Raw genomic sequence first — 13,462 nt, forward strand, 5'->3', positions numbered from 1 at the left:
ACAAGCCGGCACTCGATGAAACAGGCTTCCGACCTCTCCCGTTCTCGGTCTGATCCCCCTACCGTATATCTGTGCCCCTTTAATGTTCAGGGGCCCGGATGCGGCTTCCGAAAAAACAGGGTTGGACACGGGGCAGGACAAGGCGGACTGACCGTTTGCAACTTTGGGGCTGCACGTATTCGGCCCGCCGTTGCGTTATCGTCATGGGGTTGCGGAGCGGCGCAGGTCGAGCGTCATCGGGAATTCCGGATGCGTCGTCTCAGGCGGTGGCCAGAACAGGCCCGGCGTGTGGCCATGTGTCTGAAAACGCGCCAGCCGCCGCGCCTCGGCTTCATTGCCGTTGACCGGGAATGTCTCGTAATTACGCCCCCCCGGATGCGACACATGATAGACGCAACCCGCCAGCGCCCTGCCAGACCATGTATCGAAGATGTCGAACGTCAACGGTGCATCGACCGGGTGCTCGGGGTGCAGTGAGCGGGCAGGCTTCCACGCCTTGAAACGTACGCCCGCAACCGCGACGCCATTTGTCCCGGTTCGAGACAGCGGCACGCGCCGTCCGTTACAGGTGACGATGTAGCGCTGCGTATCCGCCGCCTCCAGCGTGACTTGCAGCCTTTCCGTCGAACTGTCGGCATAACGCACCGTGCCGCCGATGGCTCCGGTTTCTCCCAGCACATGCCACGGTTCAAGCGCCTGACGCAGTTCAAGCCGCATGCCTTCGCAGGCAATCTCGCCGCAGAAGGGAAACCGGAATTCGGCCTGCGCTTTATACCATTCTTCCCGAAGATTGAACCCATGTTGGCTAAGGTCTGCCAGCACGTCGCGGAAGTCCGCCCAGAGATAATGCGGCAGCATGAAGCGGTCATGCAGCGCTGTTCCCCAGCGCGTGCAGGAGCCTTTCAGCGGATGATGCCACAGGCGCGCGATGATCGTGCGGATCAGCAATTGCTGGGCAAGGCTCATGCGCGGGTCAGGCGGCATCTCGAAGCCGCGGAATTCGACAAGGCCCAACCGGCCTGTCGGGCCGTCCGGCGAATACAGCTTGTCGATGCAGATTTCGCTTCTGTGGGTGTTGCCGGTCACGTCGACCAGCAGGTTGCGCAGCAGCCTGTCCACGAGCCACGGCTTCGGCGGCGGGCCTGCATCGGGCGCGGGAATGCTGGCCAGCGCGATTTCCAGTTCGTACAGGCTGTCGTGCCGCCCTTCATCAATGCGCGGCGCTTGCGATGTGGGGCCTATGAACAGGCCAGAGAACAGATAGGACAAGGCAGGGTGGCGCTGCCAATAGAGAATAAGGCTTGCCAGCACGTCCGGCCGACGCAGAAACGGGCTGTCGAGTGGCGTCGCTCCGCCGACAACGACATGATTGCCGCCGCCGGTGCCGTTATGCCGCCCGTCGATCATGAACTTGTCCGCGCCAAGCCGCGTCTGCCGCGCTTCCTCGTAGATGCCCTGTGTGATGGTTACGCACTCATCCCATGACGCCGCCGGATGGACGTTGACCTCGATAACGCCGGGGTCCGGCGCGACGCGGATGACGTTCAGCCGGGGATCATGGGGCGGCGCATAACCTTCGACGTGGATTGGCAGCCCGGTGCGTTCCGCCGCGACTTCCGCGGCCGCGATGAGTTCAAGGTAATCCTCCACGGCAGCCACCGGCGGAAGGAAGACGCACAGCCGGTTTCCGCGCGGCTCCACGGATATGGCGGTGCGCACAACACCTTCGATCTGCGATATCTCCTGCTCCACGAGCGTCTGGCCGCCTTCCGCCGCCGCGATGTGCGCCACGGGTTGCTCTCTTGCTCGGCGTGCCGTCTCAACGTCACCCCCCGCGTCGGGCACATCACCGCCGGGCAAGGGGCCGCGCGGCTCCGTGGGGTCGGCGGGAATGATGTGAGGGTAATTCGCCTCGGGCACGAACGGCAAGGCACCGAGCGGCAGGCGATATCCCACGGGGCTGTCGCCCGGCATCAGAAAAAGATGCCCGCGCCGTGTCTGCCATTTTTCAGATACCCAGCCGGACGTCGCTTTGCCTTGCCAGTGTTGCACGGGCAGCACGAATCCTTTGGGGGATGTCAGGCCATTGCTGAAAACGGTGGCGATGCGGTGGCGTTCCTCTGGATCTTCCAGACGCGAGTTGGCCGGGGTCACGTTTTCAGGCAGTTGAGCCTCGCGCAACACCCACTCGGCAGGATCTTCATAGGCCGGGGCCACGAAATCCGCGTCCAAACCAAGCTGCTGCGCGAAGGTTGTCAGATATCGCTGCGCATCGTCCGGCGCGAGCGGGGTAGACGTTTGCGACGCCTCGTCGGTCGTCTCGGGGGCGATCAACCCGGCATCGCGCCAGAGGGGTCTGCCGTCGCGCCGCCAGTAGAGCGAGAAGGTCCAGCGCGGCAGGCTTTCGCCCGGATACCATTTTCCCTGCCCGTAGTGCAGCAGGCCGCCGGGCGCGAAACGGTCGCGAAGGCGGCGGATCAGCTTGTCGGCCAAGGCCCGTTTGGTCGGGCCGTTGGCGGCGCTGTTCCATTCATCGCTCTCGAAATCATCGATTGAGACGAACGTCGGCTCACCGCCCATGGTCAAGCGAACGTCCCCGGCTGCAAGGATCGCATCGACCCGTTTGCCCTCGGCATCGAGCGCCTGCCAGCTTTCCTCCGGGAAGGGCTTGGTAATGCGCGGATGCTCCGCCATGCGCATGATATGCATGTCGAAGGTAAAATCGACCTCGGCATAACTGGCGCCGCCGCAAACAGGCGCGGCATTGCGATAATGGGGCGTGGCGGCAAGCGGAATATGGCTTTCGCCCGCCAGCAGGCCGGATGTCGGGTCCAGCCCGATCCAGCCAGCGCCGGGAATGTAGGCCTCCGCCCAGGCGTGCAGGTCCGTGAAGTCATGATCGGTGCCAGCCGGCCCGTCGATGGCGATGAGGTCGGGCTTGAGCTGGATCAGGTATCCCGACACGAAGCGGGCGGCGATGCCCAGATGCCGCAGAACCTGCACCAGCAGCCAGCTTGAATCGCGGCATGAGCCGGTGCCGCGTTCCAGTGTTTCCTCCGGCGTTTGCACGCCAGGCTCCATACGGATCACGTAACCAACATCCGCAGCGATGCGCTGGTTCAGCGACACCAGAAAATCAGTGGTGCGCATGCGCCCGCGCGCGATGGAGGCGAGGAAGGCTTGAAACCGTGGCCCTTCGGAATCGCGTGCCAGATAGATCGACAGATCCTGCTCTATCTCGGATGCATAGGCGAATGGCCAGAATTCCGCCGCCTCTTCGACGAAGAAATCGAACGGGTTGTAGACCGTCATATCCGCGACAAGATCGACCTCGATCAGCAACTCGCGCACCGGCTCGGGAAACACATACCGGGCCAGCCAGTTGCCATAGGCATCCTGCTGATGATTGACGAAATGAGGCTGCGGCGCGACCTTCAACGAATGCGAGATAATGCGTGTCCGGCTGTGCGGAGCAGGGCGCAGCCGAATGATCTGCGGCCCTAACGTGACCGGGCGGTCGTATCTGTAATGGGTTACATGGCGTATGGCAGCCTTGATGCTCATACCGGGCCTCCAGTTCAAGGTCGACCGGGCGGGGACATATCCCGTCCGGCCATTCCACTGAAAAAGCAAGGTGCATGCCAGAATCCCGGCCGGCTGCTTGCCGGGATTCGGCTTTAGAAGTAGGGCGGATCCGGAATGGCCTTATGGGCGGCTCGCAGCGCAGCCGACCAGCGTTCACTGAGATCGTGGAAATAATGGTCGTCAACCTCCACGCGAAAGCTGGTTTCCACTTTCAGTGCGCCGCGCCGCACCGTCACGAGATCCAGCGGCATGCCCACGCTGATGTTGGATCGCAATGTCGAGTCCATCGATATCAGGCCCAGCTTCAGCGCTTCATGCAGACTGGTGTCGTAGGTGATGGAGCGGTCCAGTATCGGCTTGCCATACTTGTGTTCTCCAACCTGAAGGAACGGTGTTTCCGGCCCGCATTCGATGAAGTTGCCCGCGGAATAGACCATGAAAAGGCGCAGATCCTCGCCCGCGACCTGCCCGCCGAGAAGAAACGTAACATCTGCCGACACATTCGCCCGCGCCAGTGCATCTCCCTGTTCCTCAACGAGTTGCCGCGCCGCGCGGCCGATAAGCTGCGCCGCATGGAAGGTCGAGGTGACATCAAGCAGACGCTCCCGCTCTCCGGTTTGTTGATCGACGAGCCCCTCCTCCAGCAGGTTGATGACCGATTGCGATATGGACAGGTTGCCTGCCGTGGCAATTGTGAAGATCTTTTCTCCCGGAACCGAGAACAGAAACAGTTTGCGGTAGGTCGAGATATTGTCGACCCCCGCGTTGGTGCGTGTGTCGGCGATGATCACCAGTCCATCTTTCACGCATATGCCTACACAATAAGTCATTCTGGTTTGCTCCGTCGTGATGCATTCTCAGCGGGTATGGGGCTGCTGCCGCCGTCAGGCATTCTGCGCTGCGTGCGGATAGGGGTCGTTCGGCCCGCTGGGAGCCGGACGTGCAGGAATCGTGGCGATCAGATATTGTTGCGCAATTCTGTCGCCGAGCTTGTTGTTGCGCCCGATGAACGCGGTGATGAACTCGTGCAGCCCTTCCTGGAAAAGGCGTTCAACGCAGTGCCCGCGCAACTCCGCGAATGTCTCCCGCGCGATCGTCTGCGCCTCGCCGGACTGGTCATAGGTATCTGCCAGCAGATCCAGATATTGCGTCAGCACGCCGTAGCAGCCGGTCAGCGACCGTGGCATCTGGCGGTTGAGGATGAGCAGATCCGCCACGAGCCACGGTTTGATGCTTTCGCGATAAACCCAGTGATAAGCCGTCAGTGCCGAGACCTCGCGCAGGATGGTGCTCCACTGGAAGTAATCAAGGCTGCCGCCAACGGTTTCGCTTGGCGGAAGCAACAGGTGATACTTGACATCGAGGATGCGGGCAGTGTTATCGGCCCGCTCGATCGAGCCGCCGATGCGTGTAAAATAAAACGCATCGTTGCGCAGCATCGTGCGATGCGCCGCACCCTCGAAGCTCTGTGCGACGTTCTTGACCCACGCGATGAACCGCGCGAACGCATCCCTGTCCATGTCTCGCCCGGTGCCGTTGCCCAGTTCGAGCCAGGCGTCGTTGATGACCTCCCACATCTCGCTGGTCAGCGCCGTACGCACAGCACGGGCGTTGTTGCGCGCGGTCATGAGACAATTGCTGATGGACGACGGGTTGGCCGGGTTGAAGGCAACGAAATCGCGCACGGTCCATTCGTCGACGCGGTCATAGAGCGTACGAAAAAACTGCGCGCCGCCCGTTGAAGCGATTGCTCCATCCCACGCGCTTCCCTTGCCCGTATAGTTCGCGGGCAGGGATGAAAGTCTTATACATGCATCGAGAATTCTGGCCTGGAAATCGGCGCGTTCCAGATATCGGGAACTCCAGTAAATGTTTTCTGCTGTTCTTGATAGCATCGGCGCCCCCTTTGACGAAAAAACCTGTCCGGTACGGAGCTATGATTTTGTATCAGTGCTCATTTGCTCAACTTTATGCCGCTTTATTAGTCATCGATGATCCAGGTATCTTTTGTTCCGCCGCCTTGGCTTGAATTGACGACAAGGGACGCTTCTTTGAGCGCAACGCGCGTCAGTCCGCCGGGCACCACCTGGATTCCATCCGCGCCGGACAGCACGAAGGGGCGCAGGTCGACATGGCGCGGGGCGATGCCGGACGATACGAATGTGGGACATGTCGACAGTGCCAGTGTCGGCTGGGCGATGAATTGTCCCGGCGCATGTTTCAGCTTCCTGCGGAACTGGTCGACCTCCGCTTTCGTGGCCGCCGGCCCAACAAGCATGCCGTAGCCGCCCGACCCGTTCACCTCCTTCACGACCAGTTCGTGCAGATGCTCCAGCACGTAGGCCAGGGCTTCCGGCTCCCGGCACCGCCATGTCGGAACGTTCCCCAGCAATGGATCCTCGCCCGTAAAAAAGCGTATGATCTCCGGCATATAACTATAAATAGCCTTATCGTCCGCAATGCCGGTGCCGACAGCGTTCGTCAGTGTGACATTGCCGGCGAGATAAGCATCCATCAGCCCCGGCACGCCCAGAACCGAATCTTCCTTGAAGGCGAGGGGGTCGAGGTACTCGTCGTCGATGCGCCTGTAAATCACGTCGACCCGGCGCAAACCCTGCGTCGTGCTCATATACACCACATCGTCGAGCACGATGAGATCGCGGCCTTCCACCAGTTCCACGCCGAGTTTGTCAGCCAGAAAAGAGTGCTCATAAAAAGCCGAATTGTACTGCCCCGGCGTCAGCAGCGCGATGGTCGGACTCGCCGGCGCTCCATTGGGCGCGACAGATTGCAACGTTGCCAGCAGCGCCTCGGGATAATCTTCCACCGGCGCGATCCTGTGCGACGAGAACAGCTCCGGAAACAGCCGCATCATCGCTTCCCGGTTTTCAAGCATGTAGGACACGCCGGACGGTGTGCGGACGTTGTCTTCCAGCACATAGAAGCTGTCCTCATCCACGCGGACGATGTCGATGCCCGCGATATGGACGTAGAGATCATGCGGGACACTGCGCCCGGCCATTTTGCTTGAATAACCGGCGTTTTTGTAGATGAGTTCGGCCGGCACGATACCGGCGCGGATGCATTCGCCCGCGCCATAGACGTCCGCCAGAAACATGTTCAGGGCGGTGACGCGCTGGCGCAACCCCTGTTCGAGCGTAGACCATTCCGTCCGTCGCAGAATGCGGGGAATGATGTCGAAAGGAATGATCCGTTCATTGGCCTCCGCCTCGCCATAGACGGAAAAGGTTATGCCGATACGCCTGAAGAACAGCTCGGCCTGGCTACGGCGAACGGCAAAATGTTCACGGGGCGTGGTTTCGAGCCAGTGCTGCAGGGACTCGTAAGGCGCTCTTGTGCTTCCCGCTCCGGGAGCACCATACATCTCGTCGAAAGCTACCATCGCATCCCTCCGTCGTGATTGTGCTTCTGTGCACGACAACAGGGACAAGCAAGAGCCGGGCCAGATGACGCATCCCGGGTCTTATCAAGATGGAAACGACCGTCATCATGGTGGATCCGCCGTCAAGCGCCCGGTCTGGCGCTGACGCTGGACCTGAACGACGCTATCGTCGTCATCAGTAACGCGTCTGACTAATTTATGGTTTCACGGAAACAGAAAACGATTTGATAAACACCCTCTGCCGATTATTTGTCGCTTGATGAAATAACATCTCCCTGAAATCAGGCTTCAGCTTTCTCGATGCTTTGCATTTCCTGAGACCACGCGGCAACCTCGGCCACAAGCCAGTGCCGGAATGCGACGACGGGTGGCAGGTCCGCCCTGTCATGCGGCGACAGAAGGTAATAAGATCGCGGGCTTCTGACGGGATGATCGAAAGCCACGACCAACTGGCCGCTTTCGATTTCCGATGTAATCAGGAATTGCGGCAGCAGCGCTATGCCCACCCCGGCGATACACGCCTGCGTCACGATGGAAAACTGCTCGAAACGCATGCCATGCATGGCCGGTGCCTCCACGCCGACGCTGCCGAACCAATGTTCCCATGCCTCGGGGCGCGATTCCAGATGCAGCAGCGGCAACCGCGCCAGATCGCCCGGTGCGGCAATCGGGTTATCGCGAAGAAATGCCGGGCTTGCCATCGGCGCCACGGTCTCGTGCATCAGGAAGGTCGTCTCCATCCCCGGCCATTCCGGTGAGCCGATCTGGATGGCGGTGTCGAAATCGTCGTGAGCAACATCGAAATGCCCGATGCGCGTCGCGAAGTTAAGCGTCACCTCCGGGTGCTGCGTGATGAAGGATGGAATGCGCGGCATCAGCCAGCGCGTGCCGAAAGTCGGCAATATGGCGAGGTTCAGCGTTTGGCTTGCCTTGCCAGACATGGCCCGCAGCGAGGCAGCGCGGATCATCGCCAGCGCCTCCCTGATGGTGGTGGCATAGGCGGCGCCTTCTTTCGTCAGCACAACGCCCCGGCCCCTGCGCTCGAACAGCACAATGCCGAACTGCCCCTCAAGGGTCGCCATCTGCTTTGAAACAGCGCTTTGTGTCAGCGACAGTTCTCGCGCCGCTTCGGAAAAGCTGCCCAGTCTCGCCACGGCTTCAAAAGCCGCCAGTGCCCCCATGGCGGGCAGCAGGCGACGTTGCATCGTACTCATGACATATGAATATATCTCATGAGATCGGTGAGTAAACGTCGTTTGAGGCACATGCTGAATCCGTGCATATTGCGCCAATCAAGGGCGGAGCACGCTTGACACCTGGCGCGCTACCGACACGCCGGATGGGGAGGAACATGCCGTGGCGGAATATAGCTCTTTTCAGTGGAACGACCCTTTTCTGCTTGATGCCCAATTGACGGAAGACGAGCGCATCATCCGCGATGCCGCAGCCGCCTTCGCCGCCGACAAGTTGGCGCCGCGCATTCAGGACGCATACCTGCATGAAACAACCGACCCGGCCATCTTCCAGGAGATGGGGCAGGCGGGTCTGCTCGGCCCGACAGTGCCGGAGGAATACGGCGGCGCGGGTGCGAGCTATGTCGCTTACGGCCTTATTGCCCGCGAGGTGGAGCGCATCGACAGCGGCTATCGCTCGATGATGAGCGTGCAGTCGTCGCTGGTCATGTATCCCATCTATGCCTACGGCTCTGAAGAGCAGCGGCACAAATATCTGCCCAAACTGGCCTCGGGCGAATGGATCGGCTGCTTCGGCCTCACCGAGCCGGATGCCGGTTCGGACCCCGGCGGGATGAAGACGCGGGCGGAAAAAATCGACGGCGGCTATCGCCTCAATGGTTCCAAGACGTGGATCTCCAACTCGCCAATCGCTGACGTCTTCGTCGTATGGGCGAAATCGGCAGCACACGATGGCCAGATTCGCGGTTTCGTGCTGGAGAAAGGCACAAAGGGCCTGTCCGCGCCCAAGATCGACGGCAAGCTCAGCCTGCGCGCGTCCATCACCGGCGAAATCGTGCTGGCGGATGTCGAAGTGGGTGAGGATGCGCTGCTGCCGAATGTCGCCGGTCTCAAGGGGCCGTTCGGTTGCCTCAACCGCGCGCGTTACGGCATCTCGTGGGGTGCGCTCGGTGCGGCCGAGGACTGCTGGTTCCGCGCGCGCACATATGGGCTGGACCGCAAGCAATTTGGCAAGCCGCTGGCCGGCACGCAGCTTTACCAGAAGAAGCTTGCCGATATGCAGACGGAAATCGCGCTAGGGCTTCAGGCCAGCCTGCGCGTTGGCCGGTTGATGGACGAGGGGTCATTCGCGCCCGAGATCATTTCCATCGTCAAGCGCAACAATTGCGGCAAAGCGCTGGATATCGCGCGGCAGGCCCGTGACATGCACGGCGGCAACGGCATCCAGATCGAGTATCACGTCATGCGCCACGCGCAGAACCTTGAAACCGTGAACACCTATGAGGGCACGCACGATGTGCACGCGCTCATCCTCGGTCGTGCGCAAACGGGGTTGCAGGCTTTCTTCTAAGCCCATCCACGCCATTCGTTCGCTTCCCTCCACTGCGCCCGCGCCGGCTGTCCATCGGGCAATGTCGATGCGGGCATTTTTTCAAGGTGTTCAGTGATGCCAGACATCAACCGCGCTGCCGGCAGCGACGATGCGCCTCTTGCGGGGCTGAAGGTCATTGAGTTGGCGCGCATCCTCGCCGGGCCATGGATCGGCCAGACACTCGCTGATCTTGGCGCGGATGTCATCAAGGTGGAAAGCCCGCAAGGCGACGATACACGCCGATGGGGACCGCCGTTCATCACCGTCGACGACGAACAATCGGCTGCCTATTTCCATGCCTGCAACCGGGGGAAACGCTCGATCACCGCCGATTTCGCCAGCGAGGAAGGGCAGTCTCTCGTGCGCCGTCTCGTGCGCGATGCAGACGTTCTGATTGAGAACTTCAAGGTCGGCGGTCTGGCGAAATATGGCCTGGATTACGACAGCCTTCGCGAGATCAATCCACGGCTGATTTATTGCTCGGTGACGGGCTTTGGCCAGAATGGCCCTTACGCGAAACGCGCGGGCTATGACTTCATGATTCAGGGCATGGGCGGCATCATGGATCTGACCGGCGAGATGGATGGGCCGCCGGAGAAAATCGGCGTCGCCTTCGTCGACATTTTCACCGGGGTTTATGGTGTCGTCGCCATTCAGGCCGCGCTATGGCAGCGCGAGCGCACCGGCCTTGGCCAACATGTGGACATGGCGCTGTTCGATTGTATCACCGGCGTTCTGGCAAATCAGGCCATGAATTATCTTGCCTCCGGCATTGCCCCGAAGCGCCTCGGCAATGCGCACCCGAATATCGCGCCTTATCAGACCTTTTCTGTCGTGGATGGCTTCATCATCCTCGCCGTGGGCAATGACGGCCAGTTCCAGCGCCTCCTTCAGGTGCTTGGCCTCAATGCGCTTGCATCAGATCCGCGCTTTGCCAGCAACGCCAGCAGGGTCAGCAATCGGGATGCGCTGGCAACGCTTCTGGGTGAGGCTATCGCGCAATGGCCACGCGATAAGCTGTTATCCGCGCTGGAAGCTGAAGGGGTGCCGGCGGGGCCGATCAACACCGTGGCGGATGTCTTCGCCGATCCTCAGATCAAGGCGCGTGGCATGCAGATTGCGCCGCAGGGGGTGCCCGGCGTTCGTACGCCGATCACACTGAGCGGCGCAAGCCTCACTCTGGACAAGCGCTCTCCGCGTTTGGGGGAGCACACAGCGGAGATTCTGGCTGAACTCGACGCAGCCGAGCAGGTCAAGAGCACATCGTAACGGCGGTCCAGTCACCAGTTTCCTTCCGCATTTCAATGAGATGCGGAAGGAAGCTTATCGGGTGAAACAGGGCGCTGCTGCCTCAGGCCACGCCCACCTCGGCCTCGACTTCACGCAGCGATCGGGCGACGATCTCGAACATATCGTCCGCCTGCGCGCGGGTGATGATGAGCGGCGGGCAGAAAGCCACTGCATCGCCCATGCCGCGCGAGATCAGGCCATTGCGCTGCATGGTTTCGTTCATCAGGCGACCAAGCTTGCCAGCAACCTTGACGGACTTCGCGGCCTTGTCATCGACCAGTTCAAGCGCGGCAATGAGGCCGACGCCGCGAACCTCGCCCACCAGCGGGCTTTCCGACAAGGTGTGCAGGCGATTAAGGAAGTGCGTGCCCGTTTCCTTGGCGTTTGCCACGAGATCGCGTTCCTTGATGATAGCGAGGTTCTCCAGCGCGACGATGGCGCCAAGCGGATGGCCACCCCCCGTGAAGCCATGACCGAACGTGCTGATCCGGTGGCTCTCGTCAGCGATGGGCTGGTAGAAACGGTCGTTCATCATGATGGCCGAGAACGGCACGTAGCTGGACGTGATCTGCTTCGACATCACCATGACATCGGGGCGGATGTCATAGGTTATGGAGCCGAACATCTCGCCGGTGCGGCCGAAGCCGCAGATGACTTCATCGGCAACGAAAAGCACGTCGTATTTTGCCAGAACGGCCTGAATCTTCTCAAAATAGGTGGCTGGCGGCACCACGACGCCACCGGCGCCCATGACCGGCTCCGCCCAGAAGGCCGCAACCGTGTCCGGCCCCTCGCGCTGGATCAGGGCATCAAGCTCATCCGCACAGCGGGTGGCGAACTGCTCTTCGGTTTCGCCGTTCTGGCCCTCTTTCCAGTAATGCGGCGCGAGGGTGTGCAGCACGCCGTTCAGGGGAAGATCGAACGACCGATGATTGTTCGGCAGGCCGGTAAGGCTAGCGGCCGCAATGGTAACCCCGTGATACGCACGGTTGCGGGCAATGACCTTTTTCTTCTCCGGCTTGCCGAGCGCGTTGGAGCGATACCACACCATCTTTAAAACGGTGTCGTTCGCTTCCGAACCGGAGTTCGTATAAAACACCTTCGACATTGGCACGTGTGCAAGCTTGATGAGCTGCTCCGCCAGTTCGATGGCCGGACCATGAGTTTTGTGGCCGAAGTTATGATAATACGGCAGCTGCCGCATCTGCTTGACCACGACATCGATCAACCGCTGTTCCTGGAAACCAACGGCCACGCTCCACAACCCGGCCATGCCTTCGATAAAGCGCTTGCCGTTGTTGTCCTTCACGTAGATGCCCTGACCGCTTTCGATGATCATCGGCCCCACTTCCTCGTGGCGCCGTGCATCGGTATAGGCATGGAAATGGTGCGCGATATCGCGCTCTTCAGGGGTTTTATCGAAGTTCTTCAAGTCACTCATGGTCGAGATTCCTTTGGTCATGCATGCAGCCCGCATGCATGAGGCAACATTTTTCCGGTTGCCTGTTCAGACGCGCGATTTTTTTGTGTGCTTTCGTTTGCTGCTCGCAGCCTGCTTCGCCGTCCAAGGCATCTGCTATCTCATCCATTCGGCTTCGTCGATATTCGTTTGCTTGACCAAAGTTTGATAAAATGAAAACGATTAGCCGGACTAAGGAGTGTGGCATGAAACTGATTCCCAAACCTTTTCGCGGCAATCTTTCGGAGGCCGATATCGCCGGCTTGCGCGAGTTCGTCGAGATCGTCAAGGCAGGCGGGATCACGGCGGCGCAAGCACGTCTGGGAAAAGGTAAATCTGCCATAAGCTTGAGTCTCAGCCGCCTTGAAGGGCGTCTTGCGATGCGTCTTTGCGAGCGGGGCCGTTCGGGGTTCAGCCTGACGGAGCAGGGGCAGATGGTGCACTCCGCAGCCGTCCAGCTTCTCGCCGATATCGGGCGCTTCAATGACTTCGTTGGTGCCGCGATTCACAAACTGGAAGACACGGTCACGTTGCTCGCCGACGACAGCTTCCTGTTTGAGTTCACCGAACCGCTCACCCGTGCCATCGCCCGCATTGGTGACCGCTATCCCGATCTTGGCCTGAACGTGCGCATGACATCGCCCGATCATATCTATGCCTCTGTTTTGGAAGGCACGGGCGATCTGGGGTTCACGACCCTGAACCGGCTCAACGATGCCCTTGATATTACGCCGGTTTGCATGGAGCGGATGGGTATCTTCTGCGGCAAGGATCATCCGTTGTTCAATTGTGACGATGCCGAGCTTACCCCGGAAACCTTCCGTCAATATGGTTTTGTCGCCCCCGAAGTTACGCAGGAGGAGCTGTATTCAGAGTTCGTGCGTGGTCTTAAAATAAAGGCGCGCGCACCGACGATTCTCTCCCGTATGTTGCTTGTTCTGTCATCGCGATACCTCGGTATTGTGCCACTCACCTTTGCGCAACATTGGGTAGACAAGGGGGATATTCGCGAACTCCGGGTCGACGGCAGCCGGACGGATAACATCTGCCATCTCGTGCATCGCAAGGCACGCCCGCTCGGTCTGGGAGGCACGATCTTTCGCAGCATATTGATTGAAGAGTTAAGCAACAAGACCTGAATATCCGGAGTTAAATCCTCT

The 13,462-nt window shown here is 60.2% G+C and carries 9 protein-coding genes; 3 read left to right on the forward strand and 6 right to left on the reverse strand.

Annotated elements, in window-relative coordinates; translation table 11 throughout:
• Positions 1-201: 201 nt before the first annotated feature.
• The 5 genes from FHS81_RS08715 to FHS81_RS08735 form a co-directional block, all read right to left on the reverse strand.
• Positions 202-3,564 carry a transglutaminase family protein gene (locus FHS81_RS08715; protein ID WP_183752060.1) on the reverse strand — a complete coding sequence of 1,121 codons (3,363 nt, stop codon included), beginning with the start codon at positions 3,562-3,564 and terminating at the stop codon, positions 202-204.
• A gap of 113 nt (positions 3,565-3,677) precedes the next feature.
• Positions 3,678-4,415, reverse strand: a complete 738-nt coding sequence (locus FHS81_RS08720; RefSeq protein ID WP_183752062.1) for a proteasome-type protease — start codon at positions 4,413-4,415, stop codon at positions 3,678-3,680.
• Between the two features lie 54 nt (positions 4,416-4,469).
• Positions 4,470-5,480, reverse strand: coding sequence for an alpha-E domain-containing protein (locus tag FHS81_RS08725; protein ID WP_183752065.1), 1,011 nt, complete (start codon positions 5,478-5,480; stop codon positions 4,470-4,472).
• An 86-nt stretch (positions 5,481-5,566) separates the two neighbouring features.
• Positions 5,567-6,988, reverse strand: coding sequence for a circularly permuted type 2 ATP-grasp protein (locus tag FHS81_RS08730; protein ID WP_183752067.1), 1,422 nt, complete (start codon positions 6,986-6,988; stop codon positions 5,567-5,569).
• Between the two features lie 281 nt (positions 6,989-7,269).
• Positions 7,270-8,202: a LysR family transcriptional regulator gene (locus tag FHS81_RS08735; protein WP_183752069.1), complete on the reverse strand. Its 933-nt coding sequence runs from the start codon at positions 8,200-8,202 to the stop codon at positions 7,270-7,272.
• 142 nt (positions 8,203-8,344) lie between these two features.
• Here FHS81_RS08735 and FHS81_RS08740 point away from each other — a divergent pair, with 142 nt between their 5' ends.
• Positions 8,345-9,532 carry an acyl-CoA dehydrogenase family protein gene (locus FHS81_RS08740; protein WP_183752071.1) on the forward strand — a complete coding sequence of 396 codons (1,188 nt, stop codon included), beginning with the start codon at positions 8,345-8,347 and terminating at the stop codon, positions 9,530-9,532.
• A 96-nt stretch (positions 9,533-9,628) separates the two neighbouring features.
• The gene (locus tag FHS81_RS08745) at positions 9,629-10,822 is read left to right on the forward strand and encodes a CaiB/BaiF CoA transferase family protein (protein WP_183752073.1); all 1,194 of its coding nucleotides are present in this window, start codon (positions 9,629-9,631) and stop codon (positions 10,820-10,822) included.
• A gap of 82 nt (positions 10,823-10,904) precedes the next feature.
• On the opposite strand, the gene FHS81_RS08750 is transcribed toward FHS81_RS08745, so the two are convergent.
• Complete coding sequence (locus FHS81_RS08750) at positions 10,905-12,284, reverse strand: aspartate aminotransferase family protein (RefSeq protein WP_183752075.1); 1,380 nt, start codon at positions 12,282-12,284, stop codon at positions 10,905-10,907.
• A gap of 224 nt (positions 12,285-12,508) precedes the next feature.
• Between FHS81_RS08750 and FHS81_RS08755 the strand changes: the two genes are divergently transcribed.
• On the forward strand, positions 12,509-13,441 hold the full coding sequence (locus tag FHS81_RS08755; RefSeq protein WP_183752077.1) for a LysR family transcriptional regulator: 933 nt from the start codon (positions 12,509-12,511) through the stop codon (positions 13,439-13,441).
• Positions 13,442-13,462: the final 21 nt, after the last annotated feature.

Origin of the sequence: Pseudochelatococcus contaminans (assembly GCF_014195635.1) — a bacterium.
In the GTDB taxonomy this organism is placed as follows: Bacteria; Pseudomonadota; Alphaproteobacteria; order Rhizobiales; family Beijerinckiaceae; genus Pseudochelatococcus; species Pseudochelatococcus contaminans.

Bases quoted from the DNA above. Each gene is read 5' to 3' on its own strand.
- FHS81_RS08750 (WP_183752075.1), bottom strand. From the start codon at position 12,284: ATGAGTGACTTGAAGAACTTCGATAAAACCCCTGAAGAGCGCGATATC.
- FHS81_RS08735 (WP_183752069.1), bottom strand. From the start codon at position 8,202: ATGAGTACGATGCAACGTCGCCTGCTGCCCGCCATGGGGGCACTGGCG.
- FHS81_RS08725 (WP_183752065.1), bottom strand. From the start codon at position 5,480: ATGCTATCAAGAACAGCAGAAAACATTTACTGGAGTTCCCGATATCTG.
- FHS81_RS08755 (WP_183752077.1), top strand. From the start codon at position 12,509: ATGAAACTGATTCCCAAACCTTTTCGCGGCAATCTTTCGGAGGCCGAT.
- FHS81_RS08745 (WP_183752073.1), top strand. From the start codon at position 9,629: ATGCCAGACATCAACCGCGCTGCCGGCAGCGACGATGCGCCTCTTGCG.
- FHS81_RS08720 (WP_183752062.1), bottom strand. From the start codon at position 4,415: ATGACTTATTGTGTAGGCATATGCGTGAAAGATGGACTGGTGATCATC.
- FHS81_RS08715 (WP_183752060.1), bottom strand. From the start codon at position 3,564: ATGAGCATCAAGGCTGCCATACGCCATGTAACCCATTACAGATACGAC.
- FHS81_RS08730 (WP_183752067.1), bottom strand. From the start codon at position 6,988: ATGGTAGCTTTCGACGAGATGTATGGTGCTCCCGGAGCGGGAAGCACA.